This window comes from Streptomyces cyaneofuscatus, from assembly GCF_033109485.1.
GTDB lineage: Bacteria > Actinomycetota > Actinomycetes > Streptomycetales > Streptomycetaceae > Streptomyces > Streptomyces cyaneofuscatus.
Genome location: NZ_CP137002.1, coordinates 267415 through 293194, shown reverse-complemented (window position 1 = coordinate 293194; position 25780 = coordinate 267415). Strand labels below are relative to the sequence as shown.

2 protein-coding genes (1 of these 2 cut by a window edge) are annotated in these 25780 nt (G+C 75.4%); both read left to right on the top strand.

Going from position 1 to position 25780, the window contains the following annotated elements; genetic code table 11:
- Positions 1 to 10277, top strand: partial view of a non-ribosomal peptide synthetase gene (locus tag R2B67_RS01220; RefSeq protein WP_455679985.1) — the 3' portion only. It extends 5347 nt beyond the left edge of the window; only the last 10277 of its 15624 coding nucleotides appear in the window; its start codon lies off the left edge, out of view; the stop codon is at positions 10275 to 10277.
- Positions 10274 to 25780: a non-ribosomal peptide synthetase gene (locus R2B67_RS01215; RefSeq protein ID WP_317815950.1), complete on the top strand. Its 15507-nt coding sequence runs from the start codon at positions 10274 to 10276 to the stop codon at positions 25778 to 25780. Before R2B67_RS01220 ends, R2B67_RS01215 begins: the two co-directional genes overlap by 4 nt.

The window sequence follows — 25780 nt, the reverse complement described above, 5'->3', positions numbered from 1 at the left end:
TCCCCGCCGAACAGCGCCTCGGTGAACCGCTCGCCCGCTTCCTCGCCGAGCACCGCGTCACCCACCTCACCGTGCCGCCCGCCGTCCTCGCCGCGCTCCCCGAGGGCGCCGTCGCCCCCGGCACCACGCTCATCGTCGCCGGGGAGGCCTGCACCCCCGCCCTCGTCCGCACCTGGGCCGGCCGCACCCGCATGTTCAACTCCTACGGACCCACCGAGACCACCGTTGACGCCACCCTGTGGCGCTGCACCCCGGACGGGCTGCGCGGCGACGACAACAGCCCCGTCCCCGTCGGCACGGCCGTCGCGGAGACCGCCGTCTACGTCCTGGACGCGGCCCTGGGGCCGGTGCCGCCCGGCACCCCCGGCGAGCTGTACGCCGCCGGATCGGGGCTCGCCCAGGGCTACGCGGGCCGCCCGGGGCTGACCGCGGGACGGTTCGTCGCCAACCCGTACGGGCCGCCCGGCTCCCGCATGTACCGCACCGGCGACCTGGCCCGGTGGCGCGGGGACGGGCAGCTGGAGTACCTCGGCCGCGCCGACCACCAGGTGAAGCTGCGCGGCTTCCGCATCGAGCTCGGGGAGATCGAGTCGGCCCTGGCCGCCCTGCCGGGCGTACGCCAGGCCGCCGCCGTCCTGCGCGAGGACCGGCCAGGCAGCAGACTGCTCGCCGGATACGCCGTCGCCAAGGACGGCACGGAGCTGGACCCCGGAGCACTGCGCGAGGCCCTCACCCACCGGCTGCCCGACTACGCCGTCCCGGCCACCGTCACCGTCCTGCCCGCCCTTCCGCTCGGGCCCACCGGCAAGGTGGACCGCGCGGCCCTGCCCGCCCCGGCCGCCCCGTCCACCGATGACGCGCCACTGGAAGGCGCGGCCGCCGAGCTGGCCGTCCTCTTCGCCGACATCCTGCGCCTGGACGGCCCGCCCGGCGGGGACGACTCGTTCTTCGCCCTCGGCGGAGACAGCATCAGCTCCATCCAACTGGTCTCCCGCGCCCGGAAGTCGGGGTTCGACGTCAGCGCCCGGCAGGTCTTCGAACACCCCACCCCGCGCGCCCTCGCCGAGGCACTCGCCCCGCGCACCGCCCTGCCGGGCGACCGCGCGGAGCCCGTGGCGGACGCGCCCGCACCGGCCCCGTTCACCCCGCTCATGCACTGGCTGCGCCGCAGCCCCGGGCACTGGACGGGCTTCCACCAGTCGATGCTCTCCACCGTCCCGGCCGACCTCACGGCGGAACGGCTGCGCACCGCGCTCGGCCACCTCCTGGACACCCACGACCTGCTGGGCGCGGCGGTCACCGACGACGCGGGACAGCCGCGCCTCACACCCGCCGGAACCGCCCCGGACCTCGCCTCCCTGCTCACCGTCGTCCCGGTCACCGGGGACGAGGCCGAGCTGCGGCTGGCCGTCGAGGCGCACTCCCGGTCCGCCGCCGCCGAACTCGACCCGCAGGCGGGCCAGTTGCTGCGGGCCGTGTGGTTCTCGCGCGGACCCGGCCGGGACGGGCGGCTGCTGCTGCTCGTGCACCACCTCGCCGTCGACGGGGTGTCCTGGCGGATCCTGCTGCCCGATCTCGCCCACGCCGTCACCACCGGCACACCCCCGCCCCGCCCCACCACCTCCTTCGCGCACTGGGCGGAGGCCCTGTACGGGGCCCCCGAGCGGTTCGCCGCCGAGCGGGACCACTGGGCGGCCGCGCTCCACGAACCGCCCGCGCCCCTGGCCGCCCCGGACGCGGCGGCCGCCCCGCACACCCCCGGTGAGCTGCGCACCGAACTCCCGCCGGAGATCACCGCCCCCCTGCTCGCCGCGACCGCCGCCGCCTTCCACGCTCGGCCCGACGAACTCCTCCTGGCGGCCCTCGTCCACGCCGTCGGCGCGAAGGACCCGCTGCTGGTCGACCTGGAATCCCACGGCCGCCACGAGGAACTGGTGCCCGGCGCCGACCTCTCCCGTACCGTCGGCTGGTTCACCACGCAGTACCCCGTACGCCTGCACCCGGGGAGTGGCTCCGTCGGCCAGGACGTCAAGCGCGTCAAGGACCAACTGGCCGCCGTCCCCGGCCGGGGCGCCGGCTACGGGGCCCTGCACGCGCAGGCGCCGAGCGGCGCCCAGATCGCCTTCAACTACCTCGGCCGCTTCACCGCCGACACTGCCGACGGCCACTGGGGCCCCGCCCCCGAATCGGACGCCGTCCACACCGGACCGCTCCCCGTCCTCCTGGGCGGACACGTGCTGGACCTCAACGCCACGACGCTGGACGGCCCCCAGGGGCCGCTGCTCACGGTCCGCTGGACCTACGCCGCCGACCTCCTCGCCCCCGACCGGGTCCGCACCCTCGCCGAGCGGTTCACCGCGGCCCTGGCCGAACTCGTCCGGCGCAGCGGCGAACCCGGCTTCGCCGGACACAGCCCCGGCGACTTCGCCGTACCGCTGAGCCAGGGGGAGATCACCGAGCTCGAAACGGACCGCCCCGGACTCGACGGACTCCTTCCCCTCACCCCCCTCCAGCACGGTCTCGCCTACCACGCGCTGACCGGGGACCGGACCGGCCCCGACATCTACGCGGTCCAGCTGGAACTGGAGCTCACCGGCCCCCTCGACCCCGCCCGGCTGCACCGCGCCGCCCGGACCGTCCTCAGCCGCCACGCCAATCTGCGGGCCGGATTCCGCCGGCTCTCCACCGGACGGCTGGTGCAGTACACCAGCGCCGACGCGGCCCCGGAGTGGACCGAGCACGACCTGCGGGAACACCCCGCCGACCTCGACACCCTGGTCGCGGAGGACCGCACCCGCCGCTTCGACCCGGACCGCCCGCCGCTGCTGCGCATCACCCTGATCCGTACCTCGGACGACCGGTGGCGGCTGCTCCTCACCAGCCACCATCTGCTGCTCGACGGCTGGTCGTCCCCGCTGCTCCTCACCGACATCTTCGACGCCTACGCCGGGCGGCCCCCGGTCCACCGGCGCCCGTTCGCCGAGTACGCCACCTGGCTCACCACCCGCGACCGGGCGGCCGCCGAGGCCGCCTGGCGCACCGCCCTGGCCGGGATCACGGAACCCACCCTGGTCGCGCCCGCCGCCCCGGCCACCGCACACATCCCCCAGGAGACCGGCACCGAACTCGACGCGGACCTCACCTCCGCCCTCCAGCGGTACGCGCGGGCCGAGGGCACCACCCTGAACACCGTCGTCCAGGCGGGCTGGGGGCTCGTCCTCGCCCGCCTCACCGGCCGCGACGACGTGGTCTTCGGCAGCGCCGTCTCCGGCCGCCCCGCCGAACTCGACGGGGTGGAAGCGATGGTGGGGCTGTTCGTCAACACGCTGCCCACCCGGGTACGGACCGGCCCCGCCCGCCCGGTCGGCGACGCGGTCACCGACCTGCACGCCCGCCAGGTCGCCCTGCTCGACCACCAGCATCTCGGACTGGCCGACATCCAGCGGCTGTCGGGGCTGCCGGTGCTGCTCGACACCATGACCGTCTTCGAGAACTACCCCTTCGACGACGAATCCCTCACCGGCGCCGAACGCGCCGCCGGGCTGGAGGTGCGCGGCGTCGGCGGCCGGGACGCCACCCACTATCCGCTCACGCTCGCCATCACCCTGCACGGCGGCCGCATCCGGCTGGTCCTCAAGCACCGCCCCGATCTGTACGACACCGACGCGGCCCGGCACATCCTGGAGCTGCTGACCCGCGCCCTGCACCACCTCGCCCACCGGCCGGAGACACCGGCCGGGCGGCTGGACATCGCCGGGGGAGCGGCGGCCGAGGTGCTCCACCGGCCCGCGCCGACCGCCACCGCCGATGCCCCCGGATGCGCCGCCACGGTCGCCGCCTTCGCCGCCGCCGAACCCGACACCGTCGCCGTACGCACCCTCGGCGGGGGCGGCGAGAGCGTGAGCTACGGCGAACTCGCGGCGCGGGCAGCACGGTTCGCGGAGCGGCTCCGGGAGGCCGGGGCCGGACCCGAGGCCGTCGTCGCCGTGCTCCTGCCCCGCTCGGTGGACCTGGTGACCACCGAACTCGCCATCGCGTGGGCCGGGGCGGCCTGTCTGCCCCTGCACCCCGACTGGCCCGCCGAACGCGTCCGTACGGTGCTGAGCGCGTCCGGCGCGGTCGCGCTGGTGTGCCTCTCCGGCTCCGGCGACCCCGCCTACGGTCCGCTGCCTCTCGTGCATCCGCCCCACGAGGGCCCGGAGGGTGCGGGCGGACCCTGGCCGCCGGTCGCGCAGCCCGCGCCCGACCGGCTCGCGTACGTCATGTACACCTCCGGATCCACCGGGGAGCCCAAGGGCGTCGGCGTCCCCGAGCGTGCCGTGCTCGCCCTCGCCGCCGACAGCCGGTTCACCGGCGGAGCGTACGACCGGACGCTGGTCCACTCACCGCACTCCTTCGACGCGGCCACCCACGAGATCTGGGGGACGCTGCTGCGCGGTGGCCAACTCGTCCTCGCCCCCGACGAACCCCTCGACCCGGCCCGCTGGCGCGAGCTGCTGACCGGCGACGCGGAACACGGCGAAGGGGCGGGGTCCGCCTGGTTCACCGCCGGGCTGTTCGCCCTCCTCGCCCAGGAGGCACCCGAGGTCTTCGCCGCCCTGCGCGAGGTGTGGACCGGCGGCGACGTGGTCCCGCCCGCCGCCGTGACCGCAGCCCTGCACGCCGCACCGGAGCTGCGCATCGTCAACGGTTACGGGCCGACCGAGACCACCACGTTCGCCACCGCCCACCCGCTGGAGCCGGGCACACCCGGCGAGGGCCCCCTCCCGATCGGGGTCCCCCTGGACGGCACGACCGCCCGCGTGCTCGACAGCGCCCTGCGGCCCGTCCTGCCCGGCGTCCCGGGCGAGCTGTACGTCGGCGGGTCCGGGCTGGCCCGCGGCTACCACCGGCGCCCCCGGCTCACCGCCGAACGCTTCGTCGCCGATCCGCACGGGGCGACGCCGGGGGAGCGGCTGTACCGCACGGGCGACCTGGTCCGCGTCCGGCCCGACGGTGCCCTGGACTTCCTGGGGCGCGCCGACGACCAGGTCAAGCTGCGCGGGCACCGCGTCGAGCCCGGCGAGACCGAGGCCGCGCTGCTGGCCCAGGACGGGGTCGCGCGGGCGGCCGTCGTCCTGCGCACGGACCTGCCGGGCGGCCCCGCGCTCGTCGGCTATGTTGTGCCCGACGCCCCCCTGGACCTGGCGGCACTGCGCGACCGGCTCGCCGCCCGCCTCCCCGGCTACCAGGTCCCCGCCGCCCTCCTCGCCCTGGAGGCCCTCCCGCTCACCGAGAACGGCAAGCTCGACCGCGCCGCTCTGCCCGCACCGGAGCGGACGGCCACGGACCGCGCCGGAGGCGAGCCCCTGGACCAGCGCACCGAACTCCTGTGCCGTCTCTTCGCGGACGTCCTGAACCTCGCCGAACTCGGCCCGCACGACGACTTCTTCGAGCACGGCGGACACTCACTGACCGCGATGAGCCTGGCCGGCCGGGTACGGACCGTGCTGGGCGCGGACCTGAGCGTCGGGCAACTGTTCGCCGCCCGGACCCCGGCCGCCACCGCGGCCCTGCTCCGCGACGCACGGCGGCCCGCCCAGGGCCGCACGGCGCCCGCCGGAGGCCCACGCCCCGCCGAACCGCCCCTCTCCGCAGCCCAGCAGCGCCTCTGGTTCCTCCACCGGCTCGACGACGAACCCACTGCCGCCTACAACGTCCCCATCGCCCTGCGCCTGGCCGGGTCGCTGGACACGGAGGCCCTGGCCCGGGCGCTGGCGGACCTGGCCGCCCGCCACGAGGTGCTGCGCACGGTCTTCCCCGAACGTGCGGGCCGCGCGGTGCAGCGCATCCTCGCCCCGGGGGACGCCCCCGTACCGCTGAACGTCGAGGAGGTGGCGGCGCCGGACCTGGAGGCGGCCCTCGCCGAGGCCGCCACCCGTCCCTTCGCCCTGGAGACGGAGACCCCGCTGCGCGCCACCGTGTTCCGGGTGCGGGCCGAGGGGGAGAGGGACCGCCACGACGTGCTCCTCCTGGTGCTGCACCACATCGCGGGGGACGAGTGGTCCGTACGTCCCCTGCTGGACGACCTCGCCACCGCCCTCGCCGCCCGCACCGGGCAGCGGGAGCCCAACTGGGAGCCGCTGCCGCTCCAGTACGCCGACCACACGCTCCGGCAGCGGGAACTGCTGGGCGCGGAGGACGACGACGCGAGCGAGACCGGCCGCCAAGTGCGTTACTGGCAGGACCGGTTGGCCGGTCTCCCGGCGGAGACTCCGCTTCCGCTGGACCGGCCGCGCCGGCCGGACACCGGCCATGGCGGCGGCATCGTCGAGTTCGCCCTCTCCGGCGAGGTCACGGCGGGCCTGCGGCGGCTCGCCTCCCGGACCGGCGCGACCCCCTTCATGGTCGCCCACGCGGCGCTCGCCGTCCTCCTGCACCGGATCGGCTCCACCGACGACGTGCCCATCGGCACCCTCGTCGCCGGGCGCGACGACGCCTCGGTCCACGAACTGGTCGGGTTCTTCGTCAACACCCTCGTCCTGCGGCTGGACCTGGGCGGCGACCCGACCCCCGAGCAGCTCGTCACCCGCGCCCGTGACACCACGCTGGCCGCGCTCGACCACGCGGACCTCCCCTTCGAGCGGCTGGTGGACCTGCTCGACGTCGAACGCTCCCTGGAACGGCACCCGTTGTTCCAGGTGATGCTCAACTACCAGACCCGGACCGCCGAAGGGCCGGAACTGTCCGGCCTGAGCAGCGAACCGGTGGCCGTCCACACCCGCACCGCCAAGTTCGACCTCACGGTGACCCTTGTCCAGGAACCGGGCGCCGAGGGCGCCTTGAACGGAGGCATCACCTACCGCACCGGACTCTTCGACGAGGAGACCGTGCGGCGGATCGCCGACTGGTATCAGCGGATCCTGACCGCCTTCGCCGAGCGGCCCGACCGCCCGGCGTCCGCCGTCCGGCTGCTCACGGACGACGAACACCACCGGCTGCTCACGGAGTGGAACCGGGCCGAGGAGCCGGTCCACGCCCCTTCGGTCGCCCGGGAGTTCGCGGCCCAGGCTGCCCGTACCCCCGAGGCCGCCGCGGTCATCGACGGCCCGGACGTCCTCACCTACGGCGAACTCCTGGCCCGGGCGCAGTCGTCGGCCGTACGCCTGCGGCACCACGGGGTACGGCACGGTGAACCCGTCGCCGTCCTGCTGCCGCGCTCGGCGGGGCTGGTGACCGCCGCCCACGCCGTGCTCCAGGCCGGCGGCGCCTATCTGCCCCTGGACCCGGCCCACCCCGCACCGCGCATCGCCGCCATGCTCGCCGACAACCCGCCGCTGGTGCTGCTGACGGACCACGCCCACCTGGACCTGCTGCCGGACGGGCTGAGCTGTCCGGTACTGCTGCTCGACGACGCACGGACCGCCGGTCCGGGGACCCGCGAGGGTGCGGCAGCCCCCGCCCCGGAAGCCGTCCGTGCCTTCGAGCCCGCCGACCCCCACCCGGCGCAGCCCGCGTACATCCTGCACACCTCCGGCTCCACCGGCCGCCCCAAGGCCGTCGTCGTGCCGCACGGTGCGCTGGCCAACCGGCTCGCCTGGACCCAGCGGCGCTTCCCCCTCAACCCGGGCGACCGGATGCTCGCCAAGGCGGCCCCCGGGTTCGACGTCTCGGTCTGGGAGCTGACCGGCCCGCTGCTCGCCGGTGCGGCCGTCGTCCTCGCGAGCCCCGAAGGCCACCGGGACCCCGCTCACCTGGCCCGGCTCATCCGGGAACACGAGGTCCACGCCGTGCACTTCGTGCCGTCCCTGCTCACGCTCTTCGCGGCGGAGCCGGAGGCCGCGCACTGCACCTCGCTGCGGTGGATCTTCAGTGGCGGCGAAGCCCTCACCGACGCCCTCGTCCGGCGCTGCGCGGAGGTTTTCGCCGCTCCGGTCGTCAACCAGTACGGACCCACCGAGGCGGCCGTCGACGTCACCGCCCGGACCGCCGTACCCGGCGAAGCGCCCTTCGTCCCGCTCGGCGCCCCCGGCGCCGGAACCCGCGCCTATGTCCTGGACGCGCGCCTGCGCCCCGTGCCGCCCGGTGTGAGTGGTGAACTCTATCTGGGCGGTGCTCAGTTGGCGCTCGGCTACCTCGGCCGGAGCGGGCAGAGCGCGGAACGTTTCGTCGCCGACCCGTTCGGCCCGCCGGGGACCCGGCTCTACCGCACCGGCGACCTGGCCCGCTGGAACCGCCTGGGCGAGCTGGAGTACCTGCGCCGCGCCGACGACCAGGTGAAGCTGCGCGGCGTACGGATCGAGCCGGAGGAGGTCCGGGCCGCACTGCTGAGCCACCCCGCCGTGCGGGACGCTGCCGTCCTCGTCCGCGACGACCCGCCCGGCGCCGCGCGCCTCGTCGGCTATGTCACGGCGGCGGAGACGACCGGCCCCGCCGACCTCATCACGCACACCGCCCGCCTGCTCCCTGCCGCCCTGGTGCCGTCCGACATCGTGGTGCTGGACCGCTTCCCGCTGACCGTGAGCGGGAAGCTGGACCGGGCCGCGCTCCCCGCACCCGTCGTCGCGGAGCCCGGGGGCCAGGAGCTGCCGAGGGACGCCACCGAGCAGGTGCTCGCCGAGCTCGTCGCCGAACTGCTGAAGCTGCCCGCCGTCGGACGGCACGACAGCTTCTTCAGCCTCGGTGGCGACAGCATCACCTCCATCGTGCTGGTCAGCGCGGCCCGGCGACGCGGGCTGGTGATCACCCCGCGTGACGTCTTCGAGCAGCGCACGGTCGCCGCGCTGGCGGCGGTGGCCCGGCGGGAGGAGGCCGTGGCCCTGGTCCACGACCCGGGGGCCGGAACCGTGCCGCTCACGCCCGTCATGCACGCGTTGCGCCGGCGCGGCGGCGACCACCGCACCTACCACCAGTCCCTCCTGGTGACCACGCCGCCCGGCCTCACCCCCGAGCGGCTGCGCCGGGCGCTCGGCCGCCTCGTCGCCCACCACCCCGTCCTCGCCGCCCGTCTGGACGCGGCGGGCCCCGACGACTGGACGCTGCACGTCCCCGAGAATCCGGCGCCCCGCCCCGACGACCTGCTGCGCCACCTCCGTACGACCGGGGAGGGCGCCACCGCGCCGCTCGCGGACACCATCGCCGAGGCCTCACGTGCGGCCGTCGGCGAACTCGACCCGCACCGCGGCCGGATGCTGCGCGCGGTCCTCTTCGACCCCGGCGACGGGACCCCCGGCCGGCTGCTGCTGACCGCCCACCACCTCGTCGTCGACGCGGTGTCCTGGCGGATCCTCCTCCCCGACCTCGCCCAGCTCTGCGCCGGCCAGGACGGCCCGCTGCCCCCGGTCGAGGTCTCCTTCCGCAGCTGGTCCCGGGCGCTGACCGCGTCGGCCGCCGACCGCCGCCCCGAACTCCCGTACTGGAGCGAGGTGCTGGGCGACCCAGGGCCCGCCCCGTACGGCCGGGCACCCGACCCCGCCACCGACACCCCCGACACCGTCCACCGCTTCACCACCACCGTGCCCGCCGCCCTGGCCGACCCGGTCCTCACCGAGGTCACCGAGGCCTTCCACTGCGGCGAACAGGACGTCCTCCTCACCGCCTTCGTCCTCGCCCACAGCCGCTGGCGGTCCGCCGGCAGCACGCTCGTCCTGCTCGAAGGACACGGCCGGGACGCCGCTCTGCCCCAGGTCGCCGCCCCCGCCCGTACGGTCGGCTGGTTCACCGCCCAGTACCCGTTCCGGGGGGTACTCCAGGACGCCGGGCCCGACGCCACCATCGCCGACCCGCAGGCGGCGGGCCGCCTCCTCAAGCAGATCAAGGAGCAGCTGCGCGCGGTCCCGGACCACGGCATCGGCTACGGCCAGCTGCGCCACCTGGACCCCGCGTCCGCGCAGACCCTGGGCGCCCTTCCCGAGCCCCTGACCGGCTTCAACTACCTGGGCCGCTACGACGTCGGTGAGGCCGACGGGCCCGCCCCCGAACCCTGGACCCCGAGCCCCGAGTCGCCCGCCGTGTGGCGCCCGGCCCCCGCGCTCGGCGTCCACACCGCGGTGGACCTCGACATCACCGCCCTTCGCCGCCCCTCCGGCACCGAGCTCTCGGCCAGCTGGCACCACGCGAGCCGGCTCGTGGGCGACGAGGAGATCGCGGTCCTGGACCGCTGGTGGCGCACCGCCCTGGAAACCCTGGTGGCCGCGGCTCGCACCGAGGCGGCCGGGCACACCCCGTCCGACCTCGGCCTGCTGTCGCTGAGCCAGGACGAAATCGACGAGTTCGAAGACGAGTGGAGGACCACGTGACCGGCGCACCCCAGGGACTGCAGGACATACTCCCGCTGTCCCCGCTCCAACAGGGGCTCTACTTCCTGTCGTCCTACGACGACAGCGCGCTGGACGTGTACAACGTGCAGCTCGGCCTGGACCTGACGGGACCGCTCGACACGGACCGCCTGCGCCGCGCCGCCGACGCCCTCCTGACCCGCCACCCCAACCTCAAGGCCGCCTTCCGCACCCGGCGCAACGGCGACCCCGTCACCGTCATCCCGCACACGGTGACCGTCCCCTGGCAGGACACCGACCTCTCCGGCCTGGCGGACGCCGAGCGCGACCGCCGTGTACGCCGGCTCACCGACGCGGACCGGCACACCCGCTTCGACCTCGCGCGGCCGCCCCTGATCCGCTTCACCACGATCCGGCTGGCCCCCGAACGGCACCGGCTCCTGTTCACCCACCACCACCTGCTGCTCGACGGCTGGTCCACCGCCCGGGTCGTCCAGGAGCTCTTCGCCCTGTACGCGGCCGACGGCACCCCCACCGCCCTGCCCGAGGTACGCCCGTACCGCGATTACCTGGCCTGGGCCGCCTCCCAGGACACCGAGGCGGACGAACGCGCCTGGAGCGAGGCGCTGGCCGGTCTCGACGGTCCGACCGTCATCGCCCCCGGCCTCGACGGGCAGCCGCAGGCCGAACCGGCGGCCCTGGACGTGGAACTCGCCCCCGGTTCCGCCGCCGCACTGGTCGCCGCCGCCCGCGCGCTGGACGTCACCGTGCCCGTCGTCGTCCAGACCCTGTGGTCCTTGGTCCTGGCTGACCTGACAGGCCGTCAGGACGTGGTGTCGGGCACCACCGTGTCCGGCCGTCCGGCCGAACTCGCCGGTTCCGAAAGCATGGTGGGGCTGTTCATCAACACCCTTCCGGTACGGGTCCGGCTCCGCCACGACGAGACGCTCGCCGCGCTCGTCCGGCGCACGGCCGGCGAACAGGCCGCCCTCCTGCCGCACCACCATGTCGCGCTCGCCCGGATCCAGAAGCTCACCGGCTCCGGCGGCCCGCTCTTCGACACCCTGTGCGTGTTCGAGAACTACCTGGTCGACAGCGCCCCCGCCCAGGACGCGGCCGATCCCCAGGAGTTCGCCGGGGTGCGCGTCGAGGCCGTCACCGGGCAGGACGCCACCCACTACCCGCTCACCCTGGTCGCCGCTCCTGGGTCCGACGGCGGGCCGGTCCTACGGCTGCGCTACCGCGGCGACGCCCTCACCGGACAGGACGCCGCCCGCGTCGCCGCCCGGCTCCGCCGCGCCGTCGAGGAGTTCACCGCCGACCCGCACCGCCCCCTGCCCCGCACCGACCTCCTCACCCCCGAAGAGCGTGACCAGGTCCTGCACGCCTTCAACGCGGACACCGTGGCGGTCGAACCGGCCACCCTGCCCGCGCTCTTCGAAGAGCAGGCCGCCGCGCACCCCGACGAGCCGGCCGTCGACGACAGCGGGCGCGTGCTCACGTACGCCGAGCTGAACACCCGCGCCAACCGGCTCGCCCACGCCCTCATCGCGGCGGGCACCGGCCCCGAGGACGTCGTCGGCGTCGCTCTGCGCCGGGGCGCCGACGTGTACGTCGCCCAGCTCGCCGTCGGCAAGGCGGGCGGCGTCTTCGCCCCGCTCGACCCGGACCAGCCCGCCGAACGCCTCGCCGGTCTGATCACCGACAGCCGGGCCGCCGTCGTGCTCGCCCACTCCGGCACCGACCACACCGCCTGGTCCGGCGACGCCACCGTCATCGCCACCGACCGGCTGCCCGAGGGACTGCCCGGCCACAACCCCACCGACGCCGACCGCAGGGCCCCGCTCAGGCTGCACAACGGCGCCTACCTCATCTACACCTCCGGCTCCACCGGCCGGCCCAAGGGCGTCCTCGTCGAGCACCGCCCGCTCGTCGACCTGATCGCCTGGGCCCACGCCTGCTTCGCCACCGGGCCCGGCGACCGCGTCACCCAGTTCGCGTCCCCCAGCTTCGACGTCACCTTCTGCGAACTCGCCAACTCCCTCTTCTCCGGGGCGACCCTGGTGGTCGTCCCCGAGGAGGAGCGCGCCGGGGCGCCGCTCGCGGACTTCCTGAACCGGGCGGCCGTCACCCTCGCCGTGATCCCGCCGACCGTCGTCGCCTCCCTCCCGCCGGACACCCCGCTCCCGGAGGGCATGACCCTGATCGTCGGCACCGAGGCGCTGCCCCCAGAGACCGTCCGCACCTGGGCCCGCCGCCACCGCCTCTTCAACGCCTACGGGCCCACCGAAGCCGTCGTGAACTCCGCCACCTGGGAGGTCCCGGCCGGGTGGACCGACGGCCCCGTCCCGATCGGGCCCCCCGACGTCAACAAGCGCGCCTACGTCCTCGACAGCGCCCTGCGCCCGGTCGCCCCGGGCATCCTCGGCGAGCTCTACATCGCCGGCCCCGGCCTCGCCCGCGGCTACCTCGGCCGCCCCCTCATCACCGCCGACCGCTTCGTCGCCGACCCGTTCGGTGAGCCCGGGACCCGGATGTACCGGACCGGGGACCTGGCCCGCTGGAACGGGAAGGGCGAGCTGGAGTACGCCGGCCGCACCGACCACCAGCTCAAGATCCGCGGCTTCCGCGTCGAGCCCGGCGAGGTCGAGGCCCGGCTCACCGCACACCCCGCCATCGCCCAGGCCGTCGTCACCGGCCACACCGACCACCGGGGCGTCCGCCGCCTCGTCGCCCACGCCGTCCCCGCCCCGGGCTCCGCCCCCCGCCCGGCGGACGTCATCGCCTGGGCCGCCGAAAGCCTGCCCGACCACATGGTCCCCGCGGCCGTGGTCCTCCTCGACGCCCTCCCGCTCACCTCGGCGAACAAGACCGACCGATCCGCCCTGCCCGCACCTGACTTCACCGCCACCGGCGGCGGCACCGCCCCCCGTACCGACCGGGAGAAGGAACTCGCGGCCCTCTTCGCCGAACTCCTCCACCTCCCCGAAGTCGGCGTCGAGGAAAGCTTCTTCGCCCTCGGCGGCGACAGCATCTCCGCCATCCAGCTCGTCGGCGCGGCCCGCCGCCGAGGGCTCCGGTTCAGCCCCCGGGACGTCTTCGAGCGGCGTACGGTCGAGCAACTCGCCGCCCTGGCCCGCACGGTGGACGAGACGGCCACCCCGGTCGAGCGCACCGCCCGCAGCGCGCCCCTCACCCCCATCCTGCGCCGGCTCGTCGAGCGCGGCGGCCCGGTCACCGGCTACCACCAGTCCACCGTCCTGCACACCCCGCCCGGCGCCACCGCCGACCGGATCACCGCCGGACTGCTCCGGATCCTCGACCACCACGACGTCCTGCGGGCCCGGCTCACCGACCGCACCCTGGAGATCCCCGCCCCCGGCAGCCACCCCGGGCCCACCCCGCTGCTCCGGATCGACGCCGTCGAGACGGCCGACGAGGAGCTGCTGCCCACCCTGCGCGCCGAGGCCCGCGAGGCGGCCCGGTCGCTCGACCCGTACGCCGGGTGCATGGTCCGGGCGCTCTGGCTGGACGCCGGCCCCGACCGGGGCGGACTGCTCGCGCTCCTCATCCACCACGCCGTCGTCGACGGTGTCTCCTGGCGCATCCTCACCCAGGACCTGGCCACCGCCCTGGAAGCCGAACGGCACGGCCACACCGCCGAACTCCAGCCCGTGGAAACGCCGTTCGCCGACTGGGCGCAGGGTCTGGAGCAGGCCGCGCTCGCCCCCGGGCGCGTCGCGGAGGCCGCGCACTGGGCCGCCGTCCTCGGCGACGAGGGAGCGGCCCCGCTGCCCGCCCCGGACCCGGCCCTCGACACCCTCTCCACCGTCCGCACGATCTCCGTCGACCTCACGCCCGAACACACCCGGCCCCTCCTCACCGGCCTGCCTGAACGCTTCCACGCGGGCCCCGACGAATTCCTGGTCACCGCGCTCGCCCTGGCGCTCGCCACCTGGCGGGACGAGTCCGGACCGGTCGTCGTCGACATCGAGGGCCACGGGCGCGCCGAGCACCTGGTGCCCGGCGCCGGACTCTCCCGCACGGTCGGCTGGTTCACCGCCGTCCACCCGGTACGCCTGGACCTCGGCGGCTCCGCCTCCCGCACCGGCGACGAGCTGGCCGCAGCGGTGAAGCGGGTCAAGGAACAGCTGCGGGCCGCCCCCGACAGCGGCCTCGGCCACGGTCTCCTGCGCCACCTCAACCCCGAGCTGCGGGAGACCCTCGCCGCGCTCCCCGAACCACGGATCGCGTACAACTACCTGGGGCGCTTCGGGGGTTCCCGTACGGCGGACGTCTCCGGCCCGCCCGCCCCCTGGAGTCCGGTCCTCACCGGGTCCCTCGGCGGGGGAGCGGACGACGCGCTGCCCGCCTCGCACACCCTCACCCTCAACGCCTCCGTCGTGGACGGACCCGAAGGGCCCCTCCTCCAGGCCGGCTTCAGCTTCCCGGAACGCCTCCTGGACCCGGCCGACGTCGAGCGCCTGGCCCGCCTGTGGACCGAGGCCCTACGCGGCCTGGCCGGGCTGGCGGGCCGGCCGGCGGCCGGCGGGCACACGCCCAGCGACTTCCCGCTCGTCGCCGTGGACCAGGCGGAGATCGACGCCCTGGAGGCCCGCGCCCCGCTGGCCGACCTGCTGCCGCTCTCGCCGCTCCAGTCCGGGCTGTACTTCCTCACCGGCTTCGGCGCCGAGGGCGAAGGCCCCGACGTCTACACCACCCAGACCGCCCTCGACATCGAGGGCGACCTCGACACCGAACGGCTCCGCCGCGCCGGACGGGCCCTCCTGGCCCGCCACCCCAACCTCCGGGCCGGATTCCACGGCCGCCGCGGAGCCGACCCGCTCCAGGTCGTCCCCGCGCAGGCCGAGATCCCCCTGTACGTGTACGACCTCACCTCGTCCGGCCTGACCGAGGGGCAGCGGCAGGGGCGGGCGCAGAACATCCTCACGGCCGACCGGCGCCAGGGCTTCGACCTGACCGCGCCCCCGCTCCTGCGGTTCACCCTGGTCCGGCTCGCCGAGCGCCGACAGGTGCTCGCCCTCACCTCCCACCACATCCTGCTCGACGGCTGGTCGGGCCCGCTGCTCGTGCGGGACCTGCTGGCCCTCTACCGGGGCGCGCCAGGACCGGCCCCCCGCCCCTACCGGGACTTCCTCCTCTGGCTGAACGGCCGGGACCGCGCCACCACCCACCGCCTCTGGCGGGAGGCGCTCGCCGGGATCGACGGCCCGACCCGGCTCGTCCCCGAAGCCGCGGCGATGCCCGCAGGCGTGCCCGAACGCGTCGAGATCCCGCTCCCCGACGACCTGGTGGCCCGCGTCCACGCCTTCGCCCGGGCCCGCGACCTCACCGTCAGCACCGTGCTCCAGGGCGCGTGGGGGCTGCTGCTGGGCCGGCTCACCGGCCGTACCGACGTGACGTTCGGCGTCACCGTCTCCGGCCGCCCCGCCGACCTCGACGGCTCGCACGACATGATCGGCCTCTTCATCAACACCGTGCCCACCCGGGTCACCCTGTGCCACGACCAGAGCCTCGCCGGTCTCGTGACGCAGCTGGGCGAGCGGCAGGCGGCGCTGATGGACCACCAGTACGAGCCGCTCGCCGAGCTGCAACGCCTCGCCGGACACCGCGAACTCTTCGACACCCTCGTCCTGTTCGAGAACTTCCCGGTCGACGCGGAGCAGCTGCGCCGCACCGAGGAGCGCGCCGGACTGCTGGTGACCGGGGCGCGTGGTCACGACGCCACCCACTACCCGCTGGTGCTGGTCGCCCTGCCCGGCCGCGACCGCCTCGCGCTCGCCCTGGACCACCGGCCCGAGCTGCTCACCGCCGAGAGGGTCACCGAGATCGGCGCCCAGTTGGTCGCCGTCCTGGAGCAGCTCGTCGACCGGCCCGACTCCACCACCGCCGCCCTCGACACCGGGGCGGTGGACCGGACCCGGCTCGACGGCCCGACCCGGCCCGTCACCCCGCTCGGCCTCGCCGGACGCTTCCTGCGCCAGGCAGCCGCGACCCCGGACGCGACCGCGCTGATCGCGGGCGACGAGGAGTGGAGCTACGCCACCCTCGCAGAGCGGGTCACGGTCATCGCGGCCCGGCTGCGCGACCTCGGCGCCCGGCCCGAGCGGCTGATCGCGGTCGCCCTGCCCCGGAGCGCCGACCTCGTGGCGGTCCTCCTCGCCGTCTCCGCCACCGGAGCCGCGTACGTGCCCGTCGACCCGGACTTCCCGGCCGACCGCGTCGCCTACCTGCTGGAGGATTCCGCCCCGCTGCTCGTCGTACGCCCCGGCTCGCCGCTCCTCGCCCCGGGGCCGTACGAAGGCACCGTGTCCGACCTGCCGGAGCTGCCCGGTCTCGCCCCCCAACCCGAGGCGACCGCGTACGTCATCCACACCTCCGGCTCCACCGGTAACCCCAAGGGCGTCGTCGTCACCCACCGCGCCCTCGCCAACCTGCTCGACGCGGTCGCGGAGACCCTCGCATCCGGCCCGGGCCACCGCCTCCTCGCCGTCACCACGGTCAGCTTCGACATCGCCGCGCTGGAACTCTTCGTCCCGCTCGTCACCGGGGCCGCCGTCGTCCTCGCCCAGCGGGAGGAAGTGCTCGACCCGCTGCTCCTGAGCGGCCTGGCCGAGCGCACCGGCGCCACCCACCTCCAGGCCACCCCCTCCCTCTGGCGCGGCATCACCGACGCCGCCCCCGGACTCCTCGGCGGCCTCTGCGTCCTGAGCGGCGGCGAACCGCTCCCCGCCGACCTCGCCGACCGCCTCGCCACCGGGGGAGAGCGGCTGCTGAACCTGTACGGGCCCACCGAGACCACCATCTGGTCCACCGTCGCCGACCTCACCCCCGGCGCCAACCCGCCGCACGTCGGACACGCCCTGAACAACACCACCCTGCGCGTCCTGGACACCTGGCTGCGGCCCGTGCCGACCGGCGTACCCGGGGAGCTGTACATCGGCGGCGCCGGGCTGGCCCGGGGCTACCTCGGCCGGAGCGCCCTGACCGCCTCCCGGTTCACCGCCGACCCGTTCGGCGAGCCCGGCAGCCGGATGTACCGCACCGGCGACCTGGCCCAGGTCCTCGACGACGGCACCCTGCGGGTGCTGGGCCGCACCGACCACCAGTTGAAGGTACGCGGCCACCGCGTCGAGCCCGGCGAGATCGAGACGGTCCTGCGCACCCACCCCGACGTCACCGACACCGTCGTCCTCGGCCTCCCCGACCCCAGCGGGTCGGTGCGCCTGGTCGCGTACGTCACCGGCACGGCCACCGGACTCCGCCCCTACCTCGCCGAACGGCTGCCCGAGCACCTGGTCCCCTCCGTGATCATGGAGCTGGCCGCCCTTCCCCTCACCCCCAACGGCAAGGTCGACCGGGCCGCCCTGCCCGCACCCCAGGCCTCCGGCGGGGAGCGGGCGCGGGCGCCCCGGGACGCCCGCGAGGCCGTCCTCGGGGAGCTGTTCGCCGATGTCCTCGGCCTCGCCCACGCCGGTCCCGACGACGACTTCTTCCACCTCGGCGGCCACTCGCTGCTCGCCATGCAGCTCGCCAACCGGCTCCGCTCCACCCTCGGTGTCGAGGTCGCCCTGCGGGACATCTTCGAGCACCCCACCCCGGCCGCCCTCGCCCGGACCGTGCTGCCGCGCCCGATCGCCCGCACCGCCCCCGTACGGCGCGAACGCCGGGCCGGCCAGGTGATCCCGCTCTCCTTCGCGCAGAGCCGGCTGTGGTTCCTGCACCGGCTGGACGGGCCCAGCGCCACCTACAACCTGTTCATCGTGGTCCGTCTGGGCGGGGAGCTGGACCGGGAGGCGCTGCGCCTGGCGGTCGGCGACGTCGTCGTACGCCACGAGAGCCTGCGGACCGTCTACCCGGACGCCGACGGGCTGCCGCACCAGCACATCCTCGACGAGGAGAGCGCCCGCGCCGCCTGCGACCTCGCGGCCGTCACCGAGGTGGCCGAGGCCGACCTGGAGGCGGCGCTGCGGGCACGGGTGACCCAGCCCATCGACATCATCGGGGAGATCCCGCTCCGGGCCCGGCTGCTGCGCACGGAGCGGGACCACGTCCTCACCCTGACGCTCCATCACATCGCGGGCGACGAATGGTCGATGCGCCCCCTCGTCGACGACCTGCGCACCGCCTACACCGCGCGCGTCACCGGCACCGCGCCCGACTGGGAGCCCCTGCCCGTCGACTACGCGGACTACGCGCTCTGGCAGCGTGACGTCCTCGGCGAGGAGAGCGACCCCGACAGCCAGGTGGCCCGGCAGGCCGCCTTCTGGAAGGAGACCCTCGCCGGTTCCCCCGACGAGCTCGCCCTGCCCTACGACCGGCCGCGCCCCGCCGAGGAGACCCACGAAGGCGCCACCGTCACCTTCTCCGTCGACCCGGCCGTCCACGCCGACCTGCGGAGCCTCGCCGCCCGCAACGGCACCAGCGTCTTCATGGCGGTGCAGGCGGCCCTCGCGGTCCTCCTCTCCGCCCACGGCGCCGGCACCGACATCCCCATCGGCACGCCGGTCGCCGGACGCACCGACGAGAAGTTCGACGACCTCATCGGCTTCTTCGTCAACACCCTCGTCCTGCGCACCGACCTGAGCGGCCGCCCCACCTTCCACGAGCTGCTCGCCCGGGTCCGCGACACCGACCTGGCCGCGTTCGACCACGCCGATCTGCCGTTCGAGCAGCTCGTCGACATCGTCGCCCCCGAGCGCACCCTCGCCCGCAACCCGCTCTTCCAGGTCCTGCTGGTCTTCCAGCAGGTCTCCGAGGACACCTTCACCCTGCCCGGCCTCGATGTCACCCCGGTCAGCGCGGACCCCGGAGTCGCCAAGCTGGACCTCCAGTTCACCCTGGCGGAGCGGCCCGACGGGGCCGGGATCACCGGCATGCTGATCTACCAGACCAGCCTGTTCGACCCCACGACCGCCCAGGCGCTGGCCGACCGCTACGTCAGCCTCCTCACCGCCCTGGTCGCCCGCCCCGAACTGCCCGTGCACCGCGCCCCCTTGCTCAGCGGCCAGGACCGGGCCCGGGTGCTCGCGGCGGCCACCGGGGAGAGCCGCCCGCTGCCGGAGGCCACCCTGCCGGACCTCCTCGCCGAGCGGTACGCCGAGGAGGTCTCCGTACCGGCCCTGATCGACGGGGACAGCACCCTGTCGTACGAGGAGTTCGACCGGCGGGTGGGCCGACTGGCCGCCCTGCTGCGGGACTTGGGCGTCGGTCCCGAGGTGCGCGTCGCCGTGGCGCTGCCCCGGAGCACCGACCTGGTCGTGGCCCTGCACGCCGTGCAGCGCGCGGGCGGGGCCTACCTGCCCGTGGACCCCGACCACCCTCAGGACCGCGTCACCCACATGCTCACCGACGCCGCCCCGCACCTCCTGCTCACCCTGACCGGGCTACGGGACCGGCTGCCCGTCCCCGACGGCCTGACCGCGCTCGCGCTCGACGCCCCCGACGTACGCGCCGCACAGGAAGCGGCCACCCCGGCGGGCGCCCACCCCGGCCTGCGCGGAGACCACGCCGCCTACGTCCTCTACACCTCCGGCTCCACCGGCCGACCCAAGGCCGTCGTCGTCACCCACCGGGCCCTGGTCAACCGGCTCCGGTGGATGGCCGGCCACTTCCCGTTCGGCCCCGAGGACCGGGTCCTGCAGAAGACCCCGGCCGGATTCGACGTCTCCGTATGGGAGTTCTTCCTGCCGATGCTCACCGGGTCGACCCTCGTGGTGCTGCCCGACGGACTCCACCGCGACCCGGCCGAGGTCGCCTCGGCGGTCATCCGGCACGGCGTCACCACCGTCCACTTCGTCCCCTCCATGCTGGCCGCCTTCGCCGCCGAGCCCCGGGCCGCCGACTGCACCGCACTGCGCCGGATCATCGCCAGCGGCGAGGCGCTGACCACGGCCCTCGCCACCTCCGTACGGACCGTCCTGCCCGCCACGAGCCTGCACAACCTGTACGGGCCCACGGAGGCGGCCATCGACGTCACGTCCTGGGAGGCCGTACCCGGGGAGCCGGGCGGCGGCGTGCCCATCGGCCGTCCCGTCCACAACACCGGCACGTACGTCCTCGACGCCTGGCTGCGGCCCGCCCCCGACGGCGTCACCGGCGAGCTGTATCTGAGCGGTCCGCAACTCGCCCGCGGCTACCACGGCCGGCCCGCCCTCACCGCCGACCGCTTCGTCGCCCACCCCTTCGGCTCACCTGGCGAGCGCCTCTACCGCACCGGCGACCTCGTACGGCGGCGGGAGGACGGCGCACTCGTCTACGTGGGCCGCACCGACGGCCAGATCAAGCTACGCGGACTGCGCGTCGAACTCGGCGAGATCGAGGCCGTCATCGCCGAGGACCCGCAGGTCGCCGCCTCGGCCGTGCTGCTGCGCGAGGACGCCCCCGGGCGGCCGGTGCTCACCGGCTACCTCGTCCCCGCTCCCGGCGCCTCGCCCGACAGCGCGGAGATCACCGAAAGCATCGCGCGGCGGCTGCCCGACCACATGGTGCCCACCGCCCTGATCACCCTGGACACCCTGCCGCTGACCGCCAGCGGCAAGCTCGACCGGGCGGCCCTGCCCGCCCCCGACCTCGCCGCCACAGCCACCGCGATCGCCCCGCGCGGCATCCGGGAGGCGGTCCTCACCACCCTCTTCGCCGAGCTGCTCGGCGTGGAGACGGCCGGGGCCGAGGACAGCTTCTTCGCCCTCGGCGGCGACAGCATCCTCTCCATCCAACTGGTCGCCCGCGCCCGCAAGGCCGGAATGACCCTCACCCCCCGGGACGTCTTCGAGCAGAAGACCCCCGCCGCGCTCGCCCGCACCGCCGCGGCCGCCGCGCCCACCGCCGTACCGCGCCTGGCACCCACCGGGCTGACCCCGCTCACCCCGTACCAGCGGTGGGTGCTCGGCCACGGGCCGGCCGAGGGGCGGTACGAGTACGTCCACCTCGTCACCCCGCCCGAGGCCACCCGCGCCACCCTGACGGCCGCACTCAGCCGACTGATGGCCCGTCACCCGATTCTGGGCGCAGCGCTGGTGGGGGAGCCGGGACGGCAGGCCCTGCACATTCCCGAGCCCTCGGAACGGTCCGCGGAGGCGGTGCTGCTCCCTGTGGACGGTACGGAGGGCCTTCGTGAGGCCGTCGCCGAGGCGGCCAACCAACTCGCCCCGCAGGCAGGCAAGATGATCCGGGGCATCTGGAGTGACCGGGGCCCCGGCCGCAGTGGCCGGCTCGCCCTCCTCATCCACCACCTCGTGGTCGACAGCGCGTCCTGGCCCCTCATCACCGCCGACCTCGCCGCCGCCCACGACGACGTGCTGGCCGGGAACCCGCCCGCCCCGCCCGGCGACGGCACCTCCTTCCGGCAGTGGGCCCTGGGCCTCGCCGACGCCGCCACGAGCCCCGGCCGCCGCGCCGAGGCCCCCGTCTGGCGCGCCCGCGAGGAACGGGAGGCACTCGCCCTCGGGGCCCGCCCCCTCGATCCGGCCCTGGACGCCCTGGAGACCACCGCCCACCTCGAACGCACCCTGGACCCGGACCTCACCCGGGCGCTGACCACCCGTGCCCCCGCCGCCGTGCACGGCACCGCCCACGACGTCCTCGTGGCCGCGACCGCGCTGGCGTTCGCCCGCTGGCGCGAGGAGCGCGGTGAGCCGGTGGGCCGGGACGTGATCGCGGTGGCGGGCCACGGCCGCGAGGAGAGCGTCGTACCCGGATCCGAACTCGCGGCCACCGTAGGCCGGTTCACCACCTGGCACCCCGTAGCCCTGGACCTCCCCGTACCGCCCGGAGCGCAGGGGGCCGACGCACGCCGGGCCCTGATGACGATCAAGGAGCACCTGCGCGAGACGCCCGACGCCGGCATCGGCCACGGGCTGCTGCACCACGTCGACGGCCCGGCCGGCCCGTCCCGCACCCCGGAGGTCGTCCTCGTCCACCGCGACCCCGCCTCCGCACCGGGGTCCGGAGCATGGCCGACCGCCCCCGAAGGGCTCCCGCCCCTGCCCTCCTCCGCCTCCGCCCTGTTCCCGCTGGAGATCGCCGTCTCGACGGCCGACGGCCCGGACGGGCCCCGGCTGACGACCCGCTGGACCTACGCCACCGGCGTCCTGGACGGCGCGGACGCCGAACGGCTGCTCACCCTGTGGGGCGAGGCGCTGGACACCCTCGCCGCCGTACCGGCCGACCCGGTCCACACACCGTCCGACTTCCCCCTCGTCCCGCTCGACCAGGGGCAGACGGACGCCCTCCAGGCGCGGTTCCCCGCGCTGCGGGACATCTGGCCGCTGACCCCGCTCCAGGAAGGGTTCTACGCCCTCACCCAGCTGTCGGGCGACGACATCGACGTCTACACCGTCCAGCTCACCCTGCGGCTCAGCGGCGAACTGGACCCGGCCGCCCTGCGCGGCGCCGCCGCCGCTCTGCTGGAGCGCAACCCCGGGCTGCGGACCGCCTTCGTCGGTACGGGCGGCCGCCCCGTACAGGTCGTCCTGGACGGTGTCACCCCCGACTGGGCCGAGACCGACCTCCGGTCCACGCCCGCCGACGAGCGGGAGGAGGCCCTGAGGACGCTCGCCGTCACGGAGCGCCTGCGCCCCTTCGACCTCACCGCGCCCCCGCTCCTGCGGCTGCGACTGGTACGGCTGGGGGAGCGGGAACACGCCCTCATGGTCACCAACCACCACGCGATCCTCGACGGCTGGTCGGTACCCGTCCTGCTGCAGGAACTGCTGGCCCTGTACGCGTCGTCGATCGGGTCCGCCGAACCGCCGACGCCGCGCCGCGCGTTCAAGGACTTCCTGGCCTGGCACGCGGCCCAGGACGTGCGAGGCGCCGAGGACGCCTGGCGCGAGGCACTGTCCGGGGTCACCGAACCGACCCTGCTGGCACCCGCCGACCCCGACCGCAGGCCCGTCCTCTCCGACCGGATCCCCTACCAACTGGACGCGGACCTGCGCGAGCGCCTCCAGGCACTGGCGCGGGGCGCCGACGTCACCATCAACACCGTCGTGCAGTTCGCCTGGGCTCTGCTGCTGGCCCGGCACACCGGCCGCGACGACGTCGTGTTCGGCGCCACCGTGTCCGGCCGTCCGCCGGAGATCGACGGCGTGGAGAGCATGACGGGACTCTTCATCAACACCCTGCCCGTCCGTGTCGACCTGCGCGCCGGCGGCACCGTACGCCAGGCGCTGGCCCGGCTCCAGCAGGAGCAGGCGAGGCTCTCCGCCCATCAGCACCTCGGGCTGGCCGACGTCCAGCGGCTCGCCGGAGCCGGCGAACTCTTCGACACCCTGATGGTGTTCGAGAACTACTTCATCGACGGAGAAGGGCTGCGCCGCGCCGAGCGCTCCGGCGAACTGGCCGTCACCGGAAGCGACCAGACCGACGCCACCCACTACCCGCTGACCCTCGTCGTCGTACCCGGCGGGCACCTCATCCTGGAGTACCGGCCCGACCTGTTCGGGCCCGAACAGGCGGCCGCCCTGGTGGGGCGCCTCACTCACCTCCTGACCGAGCTGGGCAACCGGCCGGACACACCCGTCCACCGCCTCCAGGCCCTCGCGCCCGACGAGCGGCACCAGGTCCTCACCGACTGGAATCCCGTACCCCGGCCCCACCCGGAGCAGACCCTGCCCCAGCTCTTCGCCGAGGCGGCCGCCCGCGACCCCGAAGCCCCGGCCGTCGTCTGCGGCGAGCGGACCCTGAGCTTCGGCGAGGTGACCGCCCGCGCCGCCCGGCTCGCCCACGAACTGATCGACCGGGGCGTGGGCGCCGAGGACCTGGTGGCGCTCATGCTGCCGCGCACCGAGGAGATGCTCATCAGCATTCTGGCCGTCCACCAGGCCGGAGCCGCCTATCTGCCGCTGGACCCCGACTACCCGGCCGCCCGGCTGGCGTTCATGCTGGAGGACGCCTCGCCCGCCCTCCTGCTCACCACCACCGCACTCGCCGGACGGACCGGGTCCCCGGCCACAGCGCCGCAGGACGAGCGGCACCCGGTGACCATGGCGCTGGACGATCCCGGGATCGCGGCGGCGATTGCCGGCCGGTCCTGCCGGCCGCCCACCGACGCCGACCGGTGGCGTCCGCTGCGGCCGGAGAACCCGGCGTACCTCATCTACACCTCCGGTTCCACCGGCACCCCCAAGGGCGTCGTCATCACCCACCGTGGTGTGGCCAACCTCTTCCACAGCCACCGCCGCGCGCTGTACGAGCCCGTCGTCGAGCGGACCGGCCGGTCCCGGCTGCACGTGGGGCACGCCTGGTCGTTCTCGTTCGACGCCTCCTGGCAGCCGCAGCTGTGGATGTACCACGGCCACTGCGTCCACGTCCTGGCCGAGGACATCCAGCGCGACCCCGAGCAACTGCACGGCTATCTCCGGGACCACGCCATCGACTTCATCGAGGTCGCCCCGTCGGTGCTCGCCCAACTGGAACAGGCCGGGCTGACCGAGGGCGGGAGCTGCCCGCTGCCGCTGCTCGGCGTCGGCGGAGAGGCCGTCCCCGACAGCCAGTGGGCCCGGCTGCGGGAGCTGCCCGGCACCGATGTGGTCAACCTGTACGGGCCCACCGAGGGCACGGTCGACGCGCTGGTCGCCCATGTCCGCGACAGCGAGAGCCAGTTGATCGGCCGGCCGGTGGACAACGCGCGCGTCCACCTGCTGGACGCGGGGCTGCGGCCCGTACCGCCCGGGGTGGCGGGGGAGATGTACCTCGCGGGCGCCGGTCTTGCCCGTGGCTACCGGGGCCGGTCCGCGCTCACCGCCGAGCGCTTCGTCGCGGACCCGTTCGCCGCCGACGGCAGCCGGCTCTACCGGACCGGGGACCTGGCGCGCTGGACGGAGGACGGGGCGGTGGAGTTCCTCGGCCGGGTCGACGACCAGGTGAAGATCCGGGGCTTCCGGATCGAGCCGGGCGAGATCGAGACCGCCGCCGCCGCTCACCCTGACCTGGCCCGAGCGGTCGTCACCGCCCGGGAGGACGGCGGGGTACGGCGCCTCGTCGCGTACGCCGTGCCCCGGCCGGGAACCGCTCCCGACCCGGTCGAGGTACGGGCCTGGCTCGCCGGGCGGCTGCCCGGACACCTCGTGCCGGCGGCGGTCGTCCTGCTGGACGCCCTGCCGATGACCGCCAACGCGAAGCTGGACCGGGACCGGCTGCCCGCCCCCGACTTCGGCGCCGCCGCGCGGGGCCGGGAACCGGTGGGGGAGGCGGAGAGCGCCGTGTGCGCCGCCATGGCCCGGGTGCTTTCGCTGCCCCGGATCGGGGCGGACGACGACTTCTTCGCCCTCGGCGGGGACAGCATCGTCACCGTACGGCTGGCGGGGGCCCTGCGCTCGGAGGGCTGGGAGGTCTCGCCGAAGGAGGTCTTCCAGCGCCGCACGGCGGCCGCCCTGGCGGCGGGGCTCCGCCGTCGGGGCGGCGACCCGGTGCGCCCGGAGCGCGCTCCGGCGGCTGCCGGGGGCGCCGGAACGGACAACGGCCCGGACACCGCCCCGGAAACGGGTGCGGGTGCCTGA